The 23,098-nt window shown below is 35.7% G+C and carries 22 protein-coding genes; 3 read left to right on the top strand and 19 right to left on the bottom strand.

The annotated features are described in order from the left end of the window. Positions 1-217 precede the first annotated feature (217 nt). Positions 218-730, top strand: a complete 513-nt coding sequence (locus QUF99_RS06760; RefSeq protein WP_286123524.1) for a GNAT family N-acetyltransferase — start codon at positions 218-220, stop codon at positions 728-730. Between the two features lie 133 nt (positions 731-863). On the opposite strand, the gene pdxR is transcribed toward QUF99_RS06760, so the two are convergent. Next, positions 864-2,261 (bottom strand): MocR-like pyridoxine biosynthesis transcription factor PdxR, encoded by a 1,398-nt coding sequence (gene pdxR, locus QUF99_RS06755; protein ID WP_289369165.1) that lies wholly within the window; start codon positions 2,259-2,261, stop codon positions 864-866. Positions 2,262-2,380: 119 nt separating this feature from the next. On the opposite strand from pdxR, the gene QUF99_RS06750 reads away from it, so the two are divergent. Next, positions 2,381-3,307 carry a DMT family transporter gene (locus QUF99_RS06750; protein ID WP_289369164.1) on the top strand — a complete coding sequence of 309 codons (927 nt, stop codon included), beginning with the start codon at positions 2,381-2,383 and terminating at the stop codon, positions 3,305-3,307. Between the two features lie 110 nt (positions 3,308-3,417). Beyond that, entirely contained in the window at positions 3,418-3,957 is a 540-nt protein-coding gene (locus tag QUF99_RS06745; RefSeq protein ID WP_289369163.1) for a DUF4871 domain-containing protein, read from the top strand. A gap of 118 nt (positions 3,958-4,075) precedes the next feature. On the opposite strand, the gene QUF99_RS06740 is transcribed toward QUF99_RS06745, so the two are convergent. From QUF99_RS06740 to QUF99_RS06655, 18 genes are all read right to left on the bottom strand, one after another. Further along, positions 4,076-5,287 carry an NAD(P)-dependent malic enzyme gene (locus QUF99_RS06740; protein WP_289369162.1) on the bottom strand — a complete coding sequence of 404 codons (1,212 nt, stop codon included), beginning with the start codon at positions 5,285-5,287 and terminating at the stop codon, positions 4,076-4,078. Positions 5,288-5,352: 65 nt separating this feature from the next. Continuing rightward, entirely contained in the window at positions 5,353-6,699 is a 1,347-nt protein-coding gene (locus QUF99_RS06735) for a 2-hydroxycarboxylate transporter family protein (protein WP_289369161.1), read from the bottom strand. A gap of 281 nt (positions 6,700-6,980) precedes the next feature. Continuing rightward, positions 6,981-7,688: a response regulator gene (locus tag QUF99_RS06730; RefSeq protein ID WP_289369160.1), complete on the bottom strand. Its 708-nt coding sequence runs from the start codon at positions 7,686-7,688 to the stop codon at positions 6,981-6,983. Continuing rightward, complete coding sequence (locus QUF99_RS06725) at positions 7,685-9,292, bottom strand: sensor histidine kinase (protein WP_289369159.1); 1,608 nt, start codon at positions 9,290-9,292, stop codon at positions 7,685-7,687. Before QUF99_RS06725 ends, QUF99_RS06730 begins: the two co-directional genes overlap by 4 nt. Positions 9,293-10,190: 898 nt before the next feature. Beyond that, complete coding sequence (locus QUF99_RS06720) at positions 10,191-10,994, bottom strand: C39 family peptidase (protein WP_483298591.1); 804 nt, start codon at positions 10,992-10,994, stop codon at positions 10,191-10,193. Positions 10,995-11,019: 25 nt separating this feature from the next. Next, positions 11,020-11,805, bottom strand: a complete 786-nt coding sequence (locus tag QUF99_RS06715; RefSeq protein ID WP_289374581.1) for a transporter — start codon at positions 11,803-11,805, stop codon at positions 11,020-11,022. 259 nt (positions 11,806-12,064) lie between these two features. Beyond that, the gene (locus tag QUF99_RS06710; RefSeq protein WP_289369157.1) at positions 12,065-13,333 is read right to left on the bottom strand and encodes a sensor histidine kinase; all 1,269 of its coding nucleotides are present in this window, start codon (positions 13,331-13,333) and stop codon (positions 12,065-12,067) included. Beyond that, positions 13,330-14,001, bottom strand: coding sequence for a response regulator transcription factor (locus QUF99_RS06705; protein WP_289369156.1), 672 nt, complete (start codon positions 13,999-14,001; stop codon positions 13,330-13,332). The genes QUF99_RS06710 and QUF99_RS06705 overlap by 4 nt, the downstream gene beginning before the upstream one ends. A gap of 196 nt (positions 14,002-14,197) precedes the next feature. Continuing rightward, complete coding sequence (locus QUF99_RS06700; RefSeq protein ID WP_289369155.1) at positions 14,198-14,338, bottom strand: hypothetical protein; 141 nt, start codon at positions 14,336-14,338, stop codon at positions 14,198-14,200. Positions 14,339-14,839: 501 nt separating this feature from the next. Next, positions 14,840-16,216, bottom strand: coding sequence for an ABC transporter substrate-binding protein (locus QUF99_RS06695; protein WP_289369154.1), 1,377 nt, complete (start codon positions 16,214-16,216; stop codon positions 14,840-14,842). Positions 16,217-16,260: 44 nt separating this feature from the next. Beyond that, complete coding sequence (locus QUF99_RS06690; protein WP_289369153.1) at positions 16,261-17,082, bottom strand: carbohydrate ABC transporter permease; 822 nt, start codon at positions 17,080-17,082, stop codon at positions 16,261-16,263. Then, complete coding sequence (locus QUF99_RS06685) at positions 17,079-18,011, bottom strand: carbohydrate ABC transporter permease (RefSeq protein ID WP_289369152.1); 933 nt, start codon at positions 18,009-18,011, stop codon at positions 17,079-17,081. Before QUF99_RS06685 ends, QUF99_RS06690 begins: the two co-directional genes overlap by 4 nt. Next, entirely contained in the window at positions 18,011-19,108 is a 1,098-nt protein-coding gene (locus QUF99_RS06680; protein WP_289369151.1) for an ABC transporter ATP-binding protein, read from the bottom strand. The genes QUF99_RS06685 and QUF99_RS06680 overlap by 1 nt, the downstream gene beginning before the upstream one ends. Further along, entirely contained in the window at positions 19,108-19,671 is a 564-nt protein-coding gene (locus QUF99_RS06675; RefSeq protein WP_289369150.1) for a glycerol-3-phosphate responsive antiterminator, read from the bottom strand. The genes QUF99_RS06680 and QUF99_RS06675 overlap by 1 nt, the downstream gene beginning before the upstream one ends. A 544-nt stretch (positions 19,672-20,215) precedes the next feature. Beyond that, a complete protein-coding gene (locus tag QUF99_RS06670; protein ID WP_289369149.1) occupies positions 20,216-21,019 on the bottom strand; it encodes an ankyrin repeat domain-containing protein in 804 nt (267 codons plus the stop codon). Further along, positions 20,992-21,936: an alpha/beta hydrolase family protein gene (locus tag QUF99_RS06665; protein WP_289369148.1), complete on the bottom strand. Its 945-nt coding sequence runs from the start codon at positions 21,934-21,936 to the stop codon at positions 20,992-20,994. The genes QUF99_RS06670 and QUF99_RS06665 overlap by 28 nt, the downstream gene beginning before the upstream one ends. Before the next feature lie 13 nt (positions 21,937-21,949). Further along, positions 21,950-22,483 (bottom strand): helix-turn-helix domain-containing protein, encoded by a 534-nt coding sequence (locus QUF99_RS06660; protein WP_289369147.1) that lies wholly within the window; start codon positions 22,481-22,483, stop codon positions 21,950-21,952. A gap of 129 nt (positions 22,484-22,612) precedes the next feature. Next, the gene (locus tag QUF99_RS06655) at positions 22,613-22,867 is read right to left on the bottom strand and encodes a hypothetical protein (RefSeq protein WP_289369146.1); all 255 of its coding nucleotides are present in this window, start codon (positions 22,865-22,867) and stop codon (positions 22,613-22,615) included. Between the last annotated feature and the right edge of the window lie 231 nt (positions 22,868-23,098).

Genomic DNA, 23,098 nt, shown 5'->3' with positions numbered 1-23,098 from the left:
GTTGGTGACTCCCGCTCTAAGGGCAGTAAGACCCCAATTGTGTGAGCTAAAAATATGCTAAACGAAGTTTCATTTTATTATGTTACTAGCTAATATTTATTCGCAAATTATTAACAAACACATTAAAATATTAATAAGAAGAGCTATCTTTTTGAAATTATTACTATTTCAATATACAATGTAACTACAACTGTCAAAGATTTGGAGTGTGATACGATTGGAAATTCATGTATTAACAAAACAAGAAGCAGAAATTTATTTAGAACTTCGTGTAGAAGGATTAAAACAGAACCCTGAGGCTTTTAGTTCTTCTTACGAAGATATTATTAATAAAGAATGCCCCATTGAATATAAAGCACAAAAGTTAGCACAAGACGAAAACTATACCCTTGGTGCATTTAAAGGGGATACGCTAATCGGAGTTGCGACACTGGAAACGAAACCATACGTAAAACAAGGACATAAAGCAAAAATCGGTTCTGTATATGTATCACCAAAAGCACGTGGGCTTGGTGCTGGAAAATCTCTTATTAAAGCATGTATTGACTTAGCAAAGAAATTAGAAGTAGAGCAAATCATACTTGATGTTGTTGTCGGAAATGATGGCGCGAAAAAACTATATGAATCATTAGGCTTTAAAACTTTTGGTGTACAAGAGCGTTCACTAAAATATAACGGTCAATATTGGGATGAAGAGCATATGGTTTTATTTTTAGATAAAGAAAAATAATAAGAAAATCCTCACATAATTGAGGATTTTTTTATTACCTTCTATTCATTTCAAACAGGCAGTAAGATTCCAATTAGTGAGAGCCTTCCATCAGTTATGGATGAAGAAATCCATAACTGATGGAAGTTTCACTTTACCTGCCAAACCATGCCTTATATAGCAGCTGAATTGCTTCTTCTATCTCTTGCTCTGATAAAATGGCAAATCCCAGTAAGACTGTATTTCCATCACTTGTTTCTTCTTTATAATACGTAGAAACAGGATATACTTTTATACTGCTTACCGCCGCTCTTTCTATTAATTCTTCTTCTAACATCCCATTATGGACCTTTAATAAGATGTGCAAACCCGAATCTTCGCCAATTACTTCGACCTTAGTAGAAAAATATTTTTCAATTGCTACAACAAGAGCATCTCTCTTTTTCCGATAGACAACCCTCATCTTATGAATATGCTTTTCCCAATGTCCTTCTTTTAGAAACCTTCTAATGATTTCTTGATCAATTCGTGAAACGCTTTGTGTATAGAACAGATATTGCTTCTGATACAGTTCGATCAATTGTTTCGGAAGCACCATGTAACTCATCCTGAGTGATGGAAGCAGTGCTTTTGAAAGAGTCCCCATATAAATCACGGTTCCTTCTGTATCCAGTCCTTGTAATGCTGGTATTGGTTTTCCAGAGTAACGAAATTCACTATCATAGTCATCTTCTATAATATATCGTCCATTCCTTTGCCGTGCCCAATGAAGCAGCTGCATACGCCTTGTAATTGGCATAATCATTCCACATGGAAATTGATGAGATGGGGTTACAAACACGACATCTGCACCACTGTCTTCTAAATATGGAATACAAATACCATCCTCATCGAGCGAAAGCATATGAACATTTTCTTCCCCTTGCTCAAAGGCAACCAGTTTGCGGTGATACCCTGGATTTTCAACTGCAAAACAACTTCCTTTCAGCAACTGAAACAGAATTCTTATTAAAAACTGTGTTCCAGCTCCTATTACAATTTGGCTCGCTGAACAACGTACACCTCTTGACTCATATAAATATGTTGCAATCTCTTCACGAAGACTTACTTCCCCTTGTGGATGACCAAGAAATAACAACTCTTTATTTTCTAGTTGCCATACCTCATTTGTAATTTTTCGGTATATAGAAAACGGAAATGAATTTGCATCTACACCAGTTTGCGTAAAATCAAATTTATATTCCTGTTTTCTATACGGGATTTCCCTTACAGACTCTTCTTTCTCCATTGCGCGCATCATTTGTTCAATTTCACACACAAAATATCCCCTTCTTGAAATAGATTCAATATAACCCTCTGCAAGGAGTTGTTCATAAGCTGCTTCTACTGTATTTTTACTTACCTGTAAATATACAGCTAACTTTCTTTTTGCAGGAAGCTTTGTAAAGGGAGGGATTTCTCCATTTTTTATTTCTGTCTTTATATACTCATATAACTGTACATATAAGGGAGACTTTTTCTCCACACTCAAATTTGGTGTTAATTCTAACATACTATCTGACCCCTTTATAAAATGAAAAACTGATACTTTTTACAGTACCAGAAATTCTATATAATACCTTTTATCATGTAAATCTTAAAAAATCAATTACAGAAAGGAACATCATAATAATGAACAATAACAGAAGACTTGGTCTCATTATGATTATTACAGGAGCTACTTTATGGGGATTATCAGGTCCAATGATCCAGTGGCTCTTTCAACATACCGAGTTATCCTCTATCAACTTTTTAACAATCCGCTTATTACTAGCTGGCGTCTTTATTTTATGTTTCTTAATGGCAAAAAAACAAAACATATTTCGTATATGGCAGCACCCACGCCACTGGATGCAACTTGTCATTTTCGCTATTCTTGGCATGCTGGGAGCACAATATGTCTTTATTGAAACCGTTCATATTAGTAATGCCGTTACCGCTACCCTGTTTCAATTTCTAGGTCCGGTTCTCATTACAATTTATGTTGTAGTGCAACATAAAAAATTACCCTCTACCATGCAAGTACTAGCCATCGTAGCAGCACTGACAGGCACATATTTTATCATTACAAATGGTTCCATCGAAAATATTGTTTTATCTAAAGAAGCTATTACCTTTGGAATTTCAACCGCAATTGGCTTTGCTTTTTATACACTTCATCCTGCTTCACTTATTAAACAGTGGGGCACGACTCTCATTATTGGCTGGGGCATGTTAATTGGAGGAATCGCACTTCTTATTTGTAATCGATCCTTCGAATGGGAACACCTTTCACAAACTCTTACATTCCATACGTCCTCTATGCTGATTCTTATTATTATAAGCGGAACACTGTCCTTCCTTCTTTATATCGGCAGTCTGAAATATTTATCAGCAACAGAGACAAGTATTCTATCGAGTATTGAACCGCTTGTAGCGGCTATCGTTTCAATCACTTGGCTAAACGAATCTTTCGGGGCATATCAGCTACTAGGTGGTGTATGTATTGTCATCTCTGTAATTTTCTTAACAATGCCTGAAAAAGAAACGCAAACTACATTCACAACTGAACAAATTTAATCAATAAAAGAGGCCATAAGTTTATTATGGCCTCTTTCATTGATTAAAGGAATTGTCTTGTCTCCTAGCAAATATAATGAAATAACAACTAAAAATAGGAGCGTGGCAAGATGAAAAAAATCGGAATTGTTCTACTTTTCTCCTGTCTCATCGCTGGCTGTACTACACTACAACAAGAAACCAAATCACCAGTAAAGGAAACCATTGAAACAGTGAAACCTCAAAATAATGCTCCCACCTTCTTTCACCTTAGTGTCTTAAAAGATGTCAATTGGCAGGAAAGTCCTTCCTTTGTAGAAGGAAAAGTACCTTTAAAAGGAATCGAAGGAAAAGTTGCGATTGCAGATGGTACTTGGATTGCGAATGAACCAAATAAACAAATGTGGTTCTTCCTCGATCCAATGATGCCATCTGGCAAATTATCCGTCATCGCTCTGAAACAAGGATCTACAGCACCTACTCCTGTAATCTTTCAAAATGAAACCTCCGAACGAACTTGGACTGCTCCCACTATGATTGATTCAACTACAAAAGAAATCCCTATACTCATGTCACTCCCATCCCCAGGCTTATGGCTCTTAAATGCATATATTGGTGAGAAATTTTATGAACAAATCGTTATAAATGTAGAGAAAGGTGACAATCTGTAATTTTTTCCTTATAGTACTTGTTTAAAAAGGAAGACAAAAAGAGATAAGGTTCATCATTGTTTTGATCCCTTATCTCTCCCCAAAGTAGTGTCTTTTCAAAAAAAGACATTGCTTTTTATTATTTTTCTATAGAATAACTTGGCAACTTTGTTATTTGTGCCACTCCTGATTCAATCGCGGCTTTTGCTACTGCAGCTGCCACGCTTGGTACGACACTCTTGTCTAGTGGATTTGGAATCACATAATTTGCGTTTCGTTCTTCATCCGTAATGATGTTAGCGATTCCATATGCTGCAGCTAATTTCATTTCCTCCGTAACATCCGTTGCCCGTACATCTAATGCACCTCGGAATATACCTGGGAATGCTAGCACATTGTTCACTTGGTTTGGGTAATCAGAACGACCTGTTCCGACGACCGCTGCTCCAGCTTGTAGTGCATCCTCTGGGTATATCTCTGGAACTGGATTTGCCATCGCAAACACGATTGATGCTTCATTCATTGTCTTCACAAGCTCTTTTGTTAATACATTCGGAGCAGATACTCCAATAAACACATCCGCACCATCAATTGCTTCTTTTAACGTTCCACGCATACATTCACGGTTTGTTCCTTTTGCAATCTCAATTTGAGCTGGATTCATCCATGCTTCCCCTTCACAAACAATTCCTTCTAGACTCACTAACGTAATATGCTGTGCACCAGCTTTTAATAACAATTTTCCAATTGCAATTCCTGCAGAACCGGCACCATTAATGACAAATTTCACTTTATCCATCTGCTTGTTAACAACTTTTAAAGCGTTAATAACCGCTGCCAATACAACGATTGCTGTTCCATGTTGATCATCATGAAACACCGGAATATTTGTTTCTTCTTTTAATCGCTTTTCAATTTCAAAACAGCGTGGTGCCGCAATATCTTCTAAATTAATTCCTGCAAATGTCGGCTCTAAATTTTTCACAATGGTAACGATTTCATCTACGTCTTTCGTTCCAAGACAAAGCGGGAATGCATCTACATTCGCAAACTTTTTAAATAAAATACATTTCCCTTCCATAACCGGCATAGCTGCTTTCGGTCCAATATCACCTAACCCAAGTACTGCCGTTCCGTCTGAAACAACCGCAACCATATTACCGCGTGCTGTATAGTCATAAGCTGTTTCTTCATCTGCCGCAATTGCCTTACAAGATTCAGCTACCCCCGGTGTATACGTCAAACTTAAATCGTCCGCTGTGTTAACCTCTACTTTACTGGTAATTTCAATTTTCCCTACTAATTCTTTATGAAGTAATAATGATCGCTCATTAATTTGACTTTCTAACATATCAATAAACTCCCCCTAATTTGACAAGCTAGCTATGTCAAAACATAGCTAGCTTATCTAGTACATTACGAAAACATTTTTAATAAAATTGTCGCTGTTACAACCATTGCTGCACCGCCTAAACGAGTTGAAATTTGTGCAAATGGCATCAACTCCATACGGTTTGAAGCTGATAAAATTGCAACATCGCCTGTGCCACCTAATCCGCTATGACATCCTGTTACAATGGCAGATTCAACTGGGTACATTTTCATCACCTTACCAACAAGATAACCAGACGTTATCATTGTAAGTACAACTGATGCACACACAACAACATATCCAACTGAAAGAACAGTTGCTACATCTTTTAATGGAATGTATAACAATCCTAAACCAACCATTAATGGCCACGTTAAGTTTTTGGAAATAAACTTATATAAATGAAATGCTCCCTGTTCCATTTTTGCTGGCATTAATTTAAAGTACTTCACAAGTGCTGCCGAAAAGATCATAATAATTGCTCCTGGAATGCCAATAAATTTAGAAGCAAATCCACCAAAGATAAAGAATGTACATGCAATTAACAAACCTGCTCCCATTAATGAGAAATCAATCGGTTTTTCTGTATTTTGTTCTTTTAATAATTCTGCTTGATTATCTGTTTTTACTAATACACCATTACCGCTAAGTTCCGGTCTTTTTTCACCTAAACGTTTCATATATCCTGCACTGACAATGGCAAACATATTCCCAATAATTGCTGCAGGAATGAGCTGGGATACAAATGTTGCTGATGATTCATTTAGAATGTCACTATAAGCTAATGAAAGTGGTAAAATCCCTTCTCCTATACCACCACTCACAATTGGTACAATGATAAAGAAGAATGTATGCTTCATTTCAAATCCAAATAATGATCCGACTAATAATCCAACCGCAATTGAAGCCAGTGTCCCTACAACTAACGGGATAAACATCCGAATAAATCCTTGTACTAACACTTTGCGGTTCATTCCTAAAATACTTCCTACTACTAAACAAGAAATATATAAATATAAAAAGTTCGATTTTTTCATTAACATCGTTGCTGCTTCCATTGAAGCTGGGTTCATCCAATTAAAGAACACCAGTAATGACGGAATAAATAATGAGAGAATTGCTGGTCCGCCAATATTTTTTAAAATTGGGATTCTCATTCCAATATCCCCTAGGAAAATCCCCATAATCATAATGACTGCAAATCCACCAATCATATCAGCAGGCAATTTATTATATACAGATGCTCCATAAATAATAGCCGCTAACACGAGATATAATGGTAAAGGTATAACACCAATTTTAATATTCATGATCTTAGAAACGAAAGATTCGTGTTTTGGCTCTGCCGTTTCCACGAATGATACCGTTTCCACTTTATTTTGAATCCCCATACAGGCACCCCCTTATATTCTTATTTACAATATTAAAACGCTTTCAATATTAAAAATAGGTTTTGTAAGTTTTGTAACTACTTTTGTAATTAAAAAAAGTATAAGCGGCTTACATAAGCCGCTTATACAGGGATTTCAAAAAGTCCGGTAAAGATAGCCGCCCTATTTCTTCGTTACGTCGCCAGTCCGGTACTCATGTAGTTCCATCTACACTCCGTATCCTCCTGGCTTCCGTGCCTCGAACTGCTCGGCTCTCTTTATCCTCCTTTTTGAACATACACTTATACATACAAATGTATTTTGTTTTCATCGATGCAACGCAGTTTACTTACTGGTCTTCCCACATGTTGATAGACCATTTCATTTTCTAATGCCCCAATTTCAGTTAAAAACAATACATATTTACGAATAGATACCCTTGAGATTCCAACTAATTGTGCCATTTCATCTGTTGTAAATGCTTGTCCACGTAGCAATTCTATTTGCTTCCAAATCAACTGCAATGTTTGTTTTGTTAATCCTTTTGGAAGTTCTTTATTTACATGAGATTCTACTTTTTCTTTTTGTAAAATCAATGCATCTAGTTCAGATTGGTTAATGTTCTGCTGTACTTTCATAAATGTAAACTTCTCTCGATATACAGTTAATGCTTCCTTAAATCTTTCAAATGTAAATGGTTTAATTAAATAATCGACAACTCCATATTGCAGTGCTTTTTTAATACTCCCCATATCATGCACAGCTGAAATCATCATAACATCAATTTCTTTTTCCTGATTCCGAATATGCATTAACAATTCAAACCCTGTATCACCAGGCATAAAAATATCAAGCAGTATGAAATCTACAGGCGATTTCTCTAGTATTTCTACTGCTTCTTTCACAGAATTAGCTACATGAACAAGCTCAAATCCGCCCACTTGCTCTAAATAATGCTTATTTAACATCGCTACCATCGGATCATCTTCTACAATCAAAACTTTGATCATGTTCCTATCTCGTCCCTACTTTTGTATGGTATTTCAATTGTTATTGTTGTTCCTTTTCCTAATAGTGAATCGACATGGATGTTTCCATTTATTTGCTTTAGACTATCATTTACAAGATATAAGCCATACCCTCGATTTTCTCCTTTTGTGGAATATCCTTTGACGAATACTTTGTCAATTTCATCTTTTCGAATTCCATTTCCTGTATCTTGTACTGTAATAATTAACTTATCCTGATAATGAATAGAAACATGTACTTGCTTCCGTTCACAGTTCATCACCGCATCTAATGCATTATCGATTAAATTCCCTACAATTGTAATCAGTTCATGAATAATACTCTCATCATCCGGCTCTGGCAAAAAAGAATCTTCGCTTACAATAAGTTGTATATTCTTTTCCCTTGCGTAACTAAGTTTGCCAAGCATAAATCCTGCAAATACAGGATTTTTTATTTTTCGCATCACACCGCCAATTTCATATTGATGTTCCGAAACCATATTGCTAATATAAGTTTCTAATTGTTCATAATGCTTCATATGCGTAAGTCCTAATACGACATGCATCTTATTCATAAATTCATGAGATTGTGCCCGCAATGCTTCAGCATAAAGACGAATATCAGTTAACTGTTCTGCCAATTGCCTAATCTCTGTTTTATCACGAAATGTTGCAATAGCACCAACAATTTCTCCTTTAACATATAAAGGAACTCGATTCGTAACAATTGTAACTCCGTAAAGGTTCTGTTCTTCATGTAATTGTGCTTCACCCGTTTGTAATACCTCTTTTATACAAGAATTAGGCATATACTTCTCAACATCTTTGCCAATAAAGTCTTCCTCAATTCCACTTTTCTTAAATAACCGTTTTGCTTCGTTATTGATTAAAGTAACCCTCGCCTCCTTATCAACAGCAATAACGCCTTCTTTTATAGATTGTAGCATCGTATTCCGTTCTTCTAAAATTTTGGAAATTTCACTAGGTTCGAGACCAAATAAAATTTTTTTAATATGTCTAGCTAATAAAATAGCACCCATTATCCCAACTAAAATTCCTACGCCAACACCAATATAAATAATGTGTCTGCTCTCTTTTATCTTCTCATGCACATTCTCAGCGGAAATTCCAACAGCGACCGCACCAATTTGTTCTCTCGTGTCAGAAAAGATCGGTACAAACACGCGCATGGAAATTCCTAATGTTCCTTCTGCCATTGATACGTGTTCTTTTCCTTTCAAGGCTACGCCTTCATCTCCCCCAACAAAATGGTGACCGATTTTTTGAGGATTGGGATGAGATTTTCGGATTCCATTCATATCCATAACCACAATAAATTGAACATCTGTATTTTTTAAAAGTCGATTCGTATATGCTTGAATTTCAGAAACATCTTGTCTTCCCATTAAAGCTTCAATTACAAGCGGTGAATTTGCTACAATACGAGCAATCGTTTTTGCTTTTTCTGCTTGGCTTTCTTCTGTCGTACGCTCAACATTATGACTAATCAATATATCTGTTACAAGCAAAGAAAGTGCGACAACGGTGCATACTAACAATGTTATCGTTTTCCATAAACTTAACAGTTCTTTTCTTTTCCGCATCCCTTCATTGTCTCCCTTATTTCTTCTGTACTATATTTGAAATCTACCTTACTTATTTTATGCCATTATCCTATAAATTTCTCTATCATTACTTGCAGCTTTTCTTTTTTTTTGTTGCATATGAAAATGAGTGCCTTATCTACTATATAAATCCATTTTGTTTTTTCGACATATAAGCCGCGGCTATGGATAACAAAAGGTGACCTGCACTCGTTTTCTCTCTTTGTTTTCGCTTGGCATGGGACAGGAAAAGGATCTGACCGCTTCTATGCATGAACGGATGCTCTCTCCCACCTAAAAAGAAGGGGTTTATTTCCGTTTTTTCATTTGTATTTATATAGTTCCACAATCTCCATTTATCCCGCTATTTACGGGCAGTTTATTCTTACAACACTGTAATCTCTCTGTCACCTACTTCGATAGTTAATCTATGCACTCTCATCTATACTAAAAGTAAGAAATAAAACAACAAACAAGGGAGAGATGAGAGATGAAAAAAGTGATGGAAGTTGTCGTAGCAGTGGTTGAAGTTTTAGTAAATGGAAAGCAAGTAGCAATGGAGCTAAACAAATAATGACGCGAGGAAAAATTAGTATGGAATATATAAACACATAAAAAGAGATAAGGTTTTATCATTGTTTTGATCCCTTATCTCCCTTTTGTAATAAAAACTTAAAAATGAGAGGGAATCAACATATTCATGATGTTGATTCCCTCTCATTTTTCTTATTGAAAACATAAAAGCAATGAGTAAAGACATTATTTTCTCTTGTTAAAAATACTTTTTACGAAGCTTTCTTTATGGTCCGTATATTCATTTATCCCAGTGGATTATTTCAACTAGCAATGTTTTAACAAGATTTCAAATAACTTATTCATTACCTAATATGGATTTTATTCATTTGGAATCCGGTACATAACTAATGGCCTGACTTCCCATTTGCACCCATGCTTGTTCAAAATTTTCGCGTGGAACACTTACATTCGGGGTATCGCTCAGTGGATCATGAATATACACCGACTCACTATCATATCCGACAAGGAGAACGCAATGTTCATTGTACGTAATGGAGACTTTGCCTGCATCTGTTTCCCATGTATCAAATTCACCTTCATCTAACGGGGCATACGTTGCATTTGTAATCATGACAACTGGGGCCCATTCTTTCACATTCTCATAAATTTTATTTATATTTTCTCCTGTTAAATCAACAGCTTTATTAGATAAATATTTGCTCGCTAATTGAAAGAGCGGTTCATGATACACACCATATCCTGACTCAGAAAAAGTATAAATATTTCCCACGAACCCTTCATTTGGATTCCCACGTACACCACCTTTTGAAAATGCAACTTTCGGTATTTCATTCGCAAGCTCCATCTTATCTACGGAAGCACCCGCGTACTGCAACAGCATCGCCAAACTGGTTACTTCACAACCTCTTTCAAGCTCTGGTAATTGTTGAATAAATGGTACGTTTGAAAGCAATATTTTCTCTTCTTGGACAGGCGCAGATGCCGCTATCTTTTTATCTTGTGATACTGGATTTACAAGTTTGTCTATATCATTTTTCTTTTGAACAACTTGATTTAAAATATGTTTGTTTACATGTAATATATCGTAACCTTTCATATACCCACCAATCAAAACAAATGCCCCTAATACGATCCCATATTTATAAATCTTCTTTTTATTTTGCATCATTCCTCCTACTTCCACACCCTTATCAATTGGTTAAATAATAATAAAATGCATCCGCATCCGTTTGTATCCAAGGTGAAAATGTAAGCTCTTGTAACTTCTCAGGCTGCTCGTTTTTAATTTTCCCCGCTAATTCCTGAGTACTTGTATTTGTTCTATCTATGCCAAGTTCCTCTGCTACTTGTATTACTTTTTGCTCATTTATTTCTCGCAACACTTGATAAATATCTTTACCATAGAGGTCGATATGAAATTTCTTTGCCTCTGTTTGAATTTCCGCCTCATATACTGCTTTCGCTAACCCTTCTATATCTTTTCCTTTCTCCGAAATCCCAAGCTCTGCTGCTTTACTCCTTACCTTTGTGCCATAAATCGCTTCCGCAATTTCATCTATTTCTTTTCCTTCTTTTGAAACACCAAGTTTATCTGCTTCATCATTTATTTTCACCGCATTAATTTTTTTTATTAAATCTACGATGGTTGTATTGTCTATTTTTATCCCAAGCTTTTCCGCTTCTTGTTTTACCTTTTCTTCATAGATTTCTTCTGAAAGGCCCCCAACATCTTTGTCTTCAATGGAAATACCTAATTGCTGCGCTTCTTGGTCTACTTCCGTTTCATGAATCTCTTTCTCTAAAGTAAGTAGCTCTTTTCCTTCGGTTTCAATTCCTAAATTTTGCGCTTTTTCTTTCGTATGTGCCTCATGTATCTCTCCATGATTCATTTGTTCACTACTGCGCTGGGAAAAGTTTGTTTTTCCTTTTGACGCTGTAGAAACAGATGCTCCTCCCATTACACTTAAACTCAGCATTCCGATGAAAAGTGCCGACAATATCTTTTTCTTTTCCAAATCTTCTCTCCCCCTTCATATTTCTTAAACTGTAATTTCCACGATCTATTTTCCTTTTCATTTTGTCTACATCACAAAAAAAGATTTCCCTTACAAAACATTGTAACGAATCTCCAAATATACCTTTCACATTCCTGATATAATCTATTATGAAAAAAAATCCTTAGCTTTCCCTTAAAAAAAGACGACCTTGTAAAAACAAGATCGTCTCAAATTTCTTTTATACTCGTTGATTTTTTGGAAACACTACTTCAAAACAAGTACCTTTACCAACTTTACTCTCTACTTTTATTTTCCCGTGGTGTTTTTTTACAATCCAATTAGCAATTGACAAACCTAATCCAGCTCCTTCTGATTTTGTCCTTGCTTTATCTCCCTGATAAAAGCGATCAAACACTTTCGGAATATCTTCTTCTCTTATCCCCACTCCATTATCTTTCACTTGTAACGTAATTAAATTACTCGTTTGCGTACAAGTTAGCTCAATACCCCCTCCATATTCTGTATATTTCATGGCATTATCTAATAAAATTACAATCATTTGATGAATTCGCTCCCTATCTCCCATAAAGGAAATGGTAGGGGCTACTTGTAATGTCATCTGTTTTTCTTGATAAGCAGCAATTTCCGTATAAGGATCTATCACTTCTTTTAGTAATTCATCTAATGCAAATATCTTTTTATCCATTTCAATTTGATTCGAATCCGAACGTGCTAACAATAATAGATTTGCGACGAGCTTTGATAACCTTCTACACTCCTTAGAAATTGTAGAAATATCAATTGCCTTATCTTCTATGGTAGCAGAAGGAGATTGAAACAATACATCTGTTTTCGATTGGATGACTGCTAGCGGCGTTCTTAATTCATGTGATGCATCAGAGACAAACTGTTGCTGTTTCTCCCAAGAATTACGAATGGGTACAAGGGCCTTTCCAGCTAAGAAAAAACCGATTCCAATTGCACATAAGCTACCTATACTGCATCCAACTATAAGAATCAGCAATAATGTGTGCAACATATCTCTTTCAGCGGTTGCATCATACACAAATTGAACAGTTACTTTTTCAGATTTAATGTCCCTCTGAATTGCCCACGTTCTAAAGCTTTTTCCATTTATTTCGATATCCTGAAAATCCTTAAACTTTTTCGGAAAAAACTTTGAACCATGCTCTTCATAAAAATTCGGTTCAGGAAACCTAGGCTTCATCTCTATTAACTTCTGCTTTTCATTCCATACGAATACAGTAATACGCGGATCCCCAATACGAAGATTTTTATTGAAAGCAAATTCTCTCTGAATCCCCCTAGTATCTTTTATCACTTTTTCTTTAAACATTTCTATTGAATTATCTACGCCACTATAAATACGATTATATGTATAGACATAGATAATACTCCCTAATACTCCAATCAATATGATAAACACTAATGAATTTAAAATTGTAAGACGAATGCGTGTTTTTTGAAACATGCTCCCCCTCTTCATTGTGCCTTTAATATATATCCAATCCCACGAACGGTTTGAATATCTTTCTGATAACCAAATGGCTCTAATTTTTTCCGAAGATGATGCACGTATACTTCGACGATCGCTACGGTTGTATCAGAATCAAATCCCCAAATACGGTCAAAAATTTGTTCACGCATCAAAATTTTCTCGCTATTTTGGATCAAGTACTCTAATAGCTCATATTGCTTTAATGTTAACTTGATTGCTTTCCCATCTACTTGAATGTCTTTTTCTTTTCCAAACAATTCAATACCTCGATATCGCATCGTTTGCTTTGTTGTTAAACTGCCGCTTCTTCTTAATAAGGCACGGATTCTCGCTTTTAGCTCAGGCGCTTGAAATGGCTTTATTAAATAATCATCGCCTCCAAAATCTAATCCTTTCACTCGATCTTCTAAAGAATCTTTGGCAGTCAAAAATAACACTGGTGTTTCAATCTTTTCGCTCCGTATTCGTTGAATGACTTCAAATCCATCCATTCCTGGTAACATTACATCAAGAAGGATTACATCATAAATATTTTGGAGTGCCAAAAATAATCCATCTTCTCCATTCATTGCCGTATCGACTACAAACTCATCACGTAAAATTTGTGTAATTGATTCTAGTAAAGAAGCATGATCTTCCACTACTAATAAGCGCATATTGCTTTCTCACCTTTCATCATCCATAAGAATTCGTTCCTTACATCAAGTAAATCTTCTATCAGAAAAAAATTCTTTTTACTTACCTTTATACTAGCAAAAGAAAGCGGCCGCAATATACGATCGCTTTCTATCATCTCGTTACTGAACTCATCGTATCTACTAAATCTTTTTGACTAAATACACTATAATTTTCTTACTTATTTGGAAACATACTAGCTAACTTACTTTGAATCTGAGACATAACAATGTTTAGCTTTTCTTCACTGCTCACTTGCACATATACGGTTTGAATACTTGTATTTTTCACAACCCTTTGTGCTGTACTCATTGGCATAATTATGACATCATTACCATTTTTTCACAATTATTTTTCACCTTCTTATTCATCATTATTCTGTAAGTAAGGCTTATTATGAAGTCTATTCCTTAACTTTCCCTTAAAAAAATAAGTTTTTAAAATGCAAAAACTGTGCCTTACAACACTGTAATCCTCATGTCACCTTATTCAATAGTTACAAAGCTTGCTTTTGAATATACTTAAAGTAAGAAATGAAACAACATATAAGGAGAGATGAGAGATGAAAAAAATGATGGAAGTTGTAGTAGCAGTAATCGAGGTTTTCGTAAGCGGCAAACAAGTAGCAATGGAGTTAAATCAATAATGAAACGAGGAAAAATCATTATAAACTATACAATCACATAAAAAGAGATAAGGTTTCCTCATTCTTTTGATCCCTTATCTCCCTAATACAAAAACCGTACCCTGTATAAGGATACGGTTTTTGTTTATTCCGCATTAACGGGCAGTATTCCCCCCACTAATCAAAGTTTCACTTTATTTTTGACTTGTGCGATTCGAAATACTAATGGCACGATCCGTTGCTTTGGCAGCTTCATCTAGCGCTTCTTTACTGCTTTTCCCTTCGTACATTGCTTCTAACGCTTTTACAACTGCATCGCGTGATTCAGGGAATACACTAATAAGCGCACCTTGTGTTGCGACAGAGGATTTTGTTGCTTGTAGCTGGTCTACAGTTACTTTTAACTGTGGATACTTTTCATGCTGCTCTTTCGCTAAAGGCTCTTTATAGGCATCTGGATTGATTGAAAAGTAACCTGTTTCCGTATGCCATTTCGCTTGTACATCTGGTTTCGTCAAATATTTCATAAAGTCCCAAGCACCTTTTTGCGTTTCTTCAGCGACCATATTTGTCATCCATAATGATGCTCCGCCAATGACAACTCCGTTTTGTTTTACATCCTCTGGGTATGGAATGTAAGCAACACCTACATCAAATTTAGATGCATTAATTACGTCACGAACACCGGCTGAAGAGTCTAAATACATCGCAACTTGTCCAGATTGGAAAGCCGCACGAACATCGTCCCAACTTGCTCCATATTTGCCAAGTGTACCAGCTTTGTTCATCTCATCTAGTAAACCAAATACTTTTTGTCCTTCTTTTCCATTGAATACAGCTTTCGTTGCTGCATCTTTACGCCCGTTTTCTTTATCCACATATAAACCACCTTGTGTTGCTAACAATTCTTCAAAGAACCATCCGTAATTCAGCATCGAAAAACCATACTGTTTTACACTTTCGCCTTCTTTAACCGTTAACTTTTTCGCTGCCTCTTTTAACTCGGCATATGTTTTCGGAGCTTTTTCTGGATCTAAACCAGCTTTTTTAAAGGCGTCTTTATTATAAATTAATACCGGCGTAGATGAGTTAAATGGCATGGAATACATTTTTCCATCAACTGAGTAATAGTTTGTAATCGCTTTTTCTAATTTTGATGTATCATATTTATCTTTTTTTATCCAGCTATCAATCGGCGTAATTTTTTTACTATCAATCATATATTTTGTCGTAATTTCACTAGATTGAACAAGCGCTGGTGATTCTTTCGATGCTGTTATATTTTTAAATTTCGTTAAAGACTCTTCATAAGATCCTTGAAATTCAGCTTTTATCTCATACTTATTCTGTGACTTATTATAGTCCGCAACAATTCCGTCTAACACACCCTGTGTTTTTCCACCCATCGCATGCCAAAAACGGATCACCGTTTTATCCCCATTCTTTTCTACTGAAGCTACTTTTTCTTTTGCTTCAGATTTCCCTTCTGTTTTGCTACTTGAACAAGCTGCTGCCGATAAAGCCATAGTCGCTGCCATCATAACAGCGGCACCTTTTTTCCAAAATCTCATCTTAATCCCACCTTTTCATTTATATAATAAAGCATGTTATCTACTTATTTAATCGCGCCTTTTGTTAACCCCTGTTGCAGCTGTTTTTGTCCTAAAAACAGTAAAATTAACGTTGGAATGACAATTACAGTAACACCCGCCATCACACTGCCCCAATCTGTCGCAACTTCCTGTGATTGGAGCTGTTTCACACCAATTTGTACAGTCCTAATTCTTTCATCATTTGTAATAAGCAATGGCCATAAATACATATTCCATGTCGATAAAAAGCTATATACACCTAACGTAATAAAACTCGTTTTACAATATGGCACAACGATACGGAATAAAAACTTCGTATGCCCAATTCCTTCGATAAAAGCAGCTTCTTTCAACTCATTTGGAAGCGTCATAAAATGCTGCCGTAACAAGAAAATCCCAAATGCCGTTGCAAAAAATGGAACCGTCATCCCCGTAAATGTATTAATCCATCCGAACTGTTGCACCGTTAAAAAGTTTGGTACCATCGTTGCTTCCCATGGGATAAGCATAGTTGAAATAAACAGAAAGAAGATGAAATTTCTTCCTTTAAAATGTAAAAAGACAAATGCATAAGCGGCTAAGCTGGATACAACAAGCTGGCCAACCATCACAACCGTTGAAACGATGAAGCTATTATATAAATAAGAAAACAGTGGTACTTTATTAAAAATATGTACGAAGTTATCAAACGTAAATTGTGTCGGGAATACCCGCCGCATTTGAATATCTTCCGGCGTCATAAACCCTAACAAGAACGCATACAGAACTGGAAAAAAGACCAGTGCTGCACTTATAATAAGCAGCGTATAGAGAAGAAGTTGTTGTTTCCACGTTTTCATAATCATTTATAATGCACCTTTCTCTCTGCAAACTTAAATTGAAGTAAAGTAGCAACGAAAATGAAAATAAATAGTACCATTGCTTGTGCACTTGCTGTACCAAATTGATGATTTGCAAAAGCTTCTTTATAGATGGAGTACACGATTAAATTTGTTGCATCATTCGGTCCACCATGCGTTAAAATATCAATTTGTCCAAAGCTTTGAAATGCACTTATTAAAGTAACTGTGATAATAAAAAATAGTGTTGGAGATAACATCGGTAATGTAACTCGGTGAAGCTTATACAAATAGCTAGCACCATCAATAGATGCACTTTCATATAAAGATGTATCAATGTTTTGTAAACCGCCTAATATAACCAAGAATGCGAATCCTGTGTTCACCCAAACCGTTGTAATAGATACAGAAAATAGCGCCCAATCCGGACTTGTTAACCATGCAATTGCAGGAAGATTCATAGAACTTAGTATGTTATTAAATAAACCAACACTAGGATGGAATAAAAATAGCCAAATCACTGCACTTGCGGCTACTGAAATTCCCATTGTCGAAGAAAATAACACGCGAAATACTCCGATCCCTTTTACTTTCTCATTTGCAATTAATGCAAGAAACAAAGCAAATAAAATACTAGTTGGTACTGTATACAAGACAAATAACAAAGTAGATTTTACACTTTTATAAAAGGCTGGATCAGACAATAAATATTGGTAGTTTTCAAGCCCGACAAACAAATTAGCCTCTCCGTGCACATCTGTTAAATAGAAGCTATAGTAAATGGTTCGAAACAATGGATAAAAAAGAAAGATTGCAAATAACAAAATAGATGGTGCTAAAAATAATAGGCCTGTTCGTAAATCTCGCGTCCGGCTCCATAGCGCCCTCTTTCTTGGGACGTCAGTTTGAACTGGTAATTTTCCTACCTCAATCATTATTTCGCCACCACCTTCAACTCTTCTTCCGCTATCAATCGAATCCTTTCATTTGTATCGTTATGAAAGAAACATAGTTTCTCTTTGGGAAATTGTAATTTTACTTTGTCACCTCTTTTTAAAATAAGCTGTCCAATTACTTTTGCACTCCATGTTTTCTCATTTACTACGAAATTTAAAATCGATTCATTTCCTAATACTTCTACAGATTGAAGTGTAACTTCTTGTCCATCCTCAGCTAATAGAATATGTTCAGGACGAATTCCTAAACGTACTTTTGACTCTGGTAACTGTTGCAACTGTCCTGGGGACATTGGAATTTGTAATCCATCAACGTGCAATACGCCTGTTTCTTTATCCATTTCCCCATCTCCAATATTCATAGAAGGTGAACCGATAAAACCTGCAACAAATTCATTTGCGGGATAATTGTATATATCAAGTGGTGTTCCTACTTGTTGTATACTTCCCTTGTTTAACACCATAATGCGATCACCCATCGTCATCGCTTCAATTTGATCATGTGTTACATAAACCATCGTAATACCTAGCCGCTGCTGAATTTCTCGAATTTCAAAACGCATTTGCGCACGTAATTTCGCGTCCAAATTAGAAAGTGGCTCATCCATTAAACAAATTGGTGCTTGGCTGACAATTGCTCGAGCTAGTGCAACACGTTGTCGTTGCCCACCAGATAATTGACCTGGCTTCGATTTTATATATTCCGTAAGCCCAACCATTTCTACCGCTTCCATCAATCGTTTTTTTCGTTCTTCCTTCGGAATCTTTCGTATTTTCAATCCAAAAAGAATATTTTCTTCTACAGACAGATGTGGATATAAAGCATAATTTTGAAATACCATTGATAAATTACGATCTTTCGGTTCTAGATCATTCGCGACCTTTTCACTAATACATAACTCTCCAGAAGTAATTTCCTCTAAACCTGCAACCATTCGTAGCAATGTACTTTTCCCGCACCCAGAAGGCCCAACTAGAACAAAGAACTCTCCTTTTTTAATCTGTACCGAAACACCTTCAACTGCTATTTCCTTTGCATTTTTATAAACCTTTGAAACGTCTCTTAATTCAATCATTAGTTTGCACTCCTCTTTTGTTCCTGTGCCCACACTTGACAATGACTTGTCGAAATCGCACTCGCTCCGGCTTTAATGGCAACCTCTGCATCTTCTTTCGTTTGGATTAATCCACCCGCAATAATAGGAAAATCTAATTCCTCTACTAGCTTCCTAATAATCGAAGGCATAATTCCTGGCATGATTTCTACCGCACTCGGCCGCGTCCCTTTACAATTTTCAATTGATTTCGTAAGCGATAGCGTATCCACAATAAAAATACGTTGAATTGTCTGTAACCCAACTTTATTTGCATTTCTAATGGTAGAACCTTTCGTTGAAATAATGCCTTGAGCACCAATTACCTCATGAATATATAACAATGCTTCCTCTGTGTTCGTATTCAACCCTTGTATAAAATCACAATGCAGAAATACATCATGTCCATTCTTCTGCAATTCATATACATGCTCTGGTAATTCAAGCATCGAACCCGTCATAAGGAAGACTGTTTTAGGTAAATTCCGATATGATTTATACTTGTTCCAATCTTTTATCATCGCGATATAAGGTTCCTTAAACATTGTTTTTCACCAACTTTTCACATATTGTCAATACATGTAGGCAAAACAAAAAACACCAATTTACATAGAACGATCTCCTCCTAATTTTCACTCTACAAACTAGAGTCCATTTAAGAAATGTAAACAGATCTTTTTATGTAAGCGGGTGTTCTCAAATGTTCTCTACCCAAGTTATTTTGTTACCTTTACTATAGTACTTATTTATTAAGTTAGTTTTGACGTTTTGTAAACGGGGTGTTAACTATATGTTAATTATTACCATAGTAAATTTTACATATTACAAGTAACACTTTCGTGACAGCGCTTTTATTTTCGTGTCACCTCATCAATAGTTACATCTTCCTTGTTTCTTTATGCTAAACATAAGAAATAAAAAAAATGATGAAAATTGTAGTTGCAGTGGCTCAGATTTTCGTAAACAGGTATTAAGTAGCAATAGAGTTAAATCAATGATGAATCGAGGAAATATCAGTATGAATATATAAAAAGAGATAAGGTTTCATCATTATTTTGATCCCTTATCTCCCTTTTATAGCAGCATACATTATGGTGTAGGCTGTTTTGTTATTTCATTTGCTCCTGCTGTCCTTAGCATCGTTTCCATTTCTTTAAATCCTCTTTTTTCTGCATGCTGAAGTGGTGTAACACCTTCACGATCTGGCATGTTTACATCCGCCCCGTTTTCAATAAGTAATTGAATAACTCGCTTATGATTCTCGCTGCCATTCCCAAGGACAATTGCTTCTAGTAAAGCTGTCCAACCAAGATCATTTATATAATTCACATCGATATCTGTACGAGTTAATAATTCTCTTACAACTTCGACATGACCTCTCTCAGCTGCTGGAATGAGTGCTGTACCATAGCGATTTGTTTCTTTTGTATTCGTCCCTGCTTCAATTGTTAGTTTAACAATTTCTAAATAGCCTTCTGCACTCGCATAAAGAAACGGATTATCTTTATTTTTATCCTGTAATTGAATATCTGCACCAGCTTCAATCAGTGCTTTTACTGTCTCCATATGATTATGATACGTTGCTGCCATTATCGGCGTTTCTCCTTGTTCCCCTATTACATTTATGTTTGCCCCGTCTTTAATCAATTTCAAAACTGTTTCTGTATCACCAAGGGTTGCAGAAAGCAGTAATTGCTTATCCATCAAATTTTCGCCCTTTTTCTCTTCTTTCTTCTTTTCATGTTTTACTTGAACTGGTTTTGTTTTTGGTTTAGCTTCCTCTTGCTCTTCGCACGCTGCCATCACAATAAAAAGTCCTAGTAACATAAACAATAACATTTTACTTTTTTTCACAACTACAGCTCCTATGAAAGATAATGTTTTTCTAACCATTCCCTCATCACATGTAACACCTCTTCTTCAATAGATTTATCCATAAGCCCCTTATATTCCTTCATTAATCGAATCATCGTATGCTTACATTCATACTTTCTCAAGATATGGTTCATGTTTGGAATGATGTGCCATTCAGCTTCGCCTTTTACGTATGCGGCAATTAGTTTAGCATGTTCAGGTGGCACTTGTATATCATTGTCTCCAGTAATCGCTAAAACAGGACAAGATACTTGCTCTAAATACGTAACTACATTATATTGTAACTGTTCTCGTAGCCATTTTGCATTCACTTTTGCACCTTTTATTCGTATAACAGGCTTCTGTGAATACTGTACTTTGTTTATAAGCGCTTCATTTTTCTGTTTCATACGATGCGGAAGCTTACACACTTTAGATAACCAACCTATAAATCCTGAAGCTGTTTCTAATTCTGAGGCCGCCATCTCTATCTGCCTTGGAAATAAGTCTTTTGATGGTCCTGCTGCGCCAGCAAGCAGCAATAATCCAGCAACCGATTCTCTTACAGATACAGCTGGTGCAAGTAAAGCTCCTTCACTATGTCCAGCAATAATAATTCGTTTTGGATCTATATAAGGATGCTCTTTTAAAAATCTGACACACGCAACAGCATCATCAATAAACTCTGTTACTCCTGCTTTATAGTAATCACCCTTGCTTTTATGAGTACCTCGTTTATCGTAACGAAGCACAGTAAACCCTAAAGATGTAAAATACTCCGCTAATTCTTTATACAAGTTTAATTGGAAACCACGTGTATTTCCGTCACGATCTCCTTTTCCAGTACCACTGATTAATAAAATTGCCGGATACGTTGCAGCGTAATGTTCGGGAATTGTTAATGTTCCTTGAAGCGAAAAAACACTTTCAATCGTCACAAACAATTCTTTCCCCATTTTTATTCTCCCTTCATCCTTTTTCAGGAATGATAATCGTTGAAATGGTTCTTCGTCTTCTTTCTGGTGATGGCTTACGTCCGTATGCTTTCATAAAGACTTCATTTAGTTCTTTTACGAACGTTAAAAATTCTTCATCACTCATATATAAACTCGCCTGTGTGTATCCCGTTCCATCTTTTTCAAAATCAATCTCCTCTTGCTGTAAATAGTCTTTAAACTTAGCTGTAAGCCCAGTAATAAACATCATAAAATATTGCATATGCTCTTCTTTCGTCAAATCCTTTATATCATTTTGTGACATGCGAGCCATGCTTCCATTTAAAACGTACAATTTTTCAATCGTACCGCGAATTTGTTTTTCCTCTACAACTAATAAAATTTGCGAACTCATTAATTTATCTAAATGCCTATATAATGTCGCCTGTGGAATATGAGGCAATTTTTCTGCAAGATGTTTTGCGGTTAGCTTCTCACCACCCATGAATTCTTGAACTAATTGAAATCGGATTGGATGAAGTAATAACTCCATTTTATTTTCTTTCATGTATAACCCTTCTCTCCTAATATATCTTATGCTTATATTATCAAAAACGAGAACAAAAATGAACGATTACAAATTTATTCTACTTTAACAGGCAATAAAAAAAGTGTGTAGCTACATCTACACACTTTTTTATTCGCATCCTGTAATAACACGATCATCTTCTAAACTACATAGCATTGTATTTACATTGACTTCCTGTCCAACATCTATATTTACAGACCGTATATGACCGCTAATGCCTACCGCTATCTTTTTTAAAGTTCCATCATTCTTCCGAACTATAACTAATTTCTCCCATTCATATACGTAAGATGATTCATCAACTAACACTTCTTCCACTTTACCCGTACATGGACTATAAATCTCTTCAATGATTGCTTTCATCTAAAATATCTACTCCTTACTTCACGCTTCTCCATTTTCCCATTTATTCTACCACTCTTATAAACAATGGTTTATCTTTTTAAAAATTCGAAATAAGAAACCATAAACAATATGAACAAAATAAAAATTATGCTTTTAATAACTTTATTTCCCTAATTATTTACCACATGTATTTCATCCTTTATGATTACTTTAATGATTTAGTTTTCTGAAAATTTAACTTATTTTGAA

The sequence above is a fragment of the Bacillus sp. DX4.1 genome, assembly GCF_030348195.1.
GTDB lineage: Bacteria > Bacillota > Bacilli > Bacillales > Bacillaceae_G > Bacillus_A.
The sequence above is the reverse complement of the archived record's forward strand: the minus strand, read 5'-3'. Positions and strand labels throughout refer to the sequence as shown.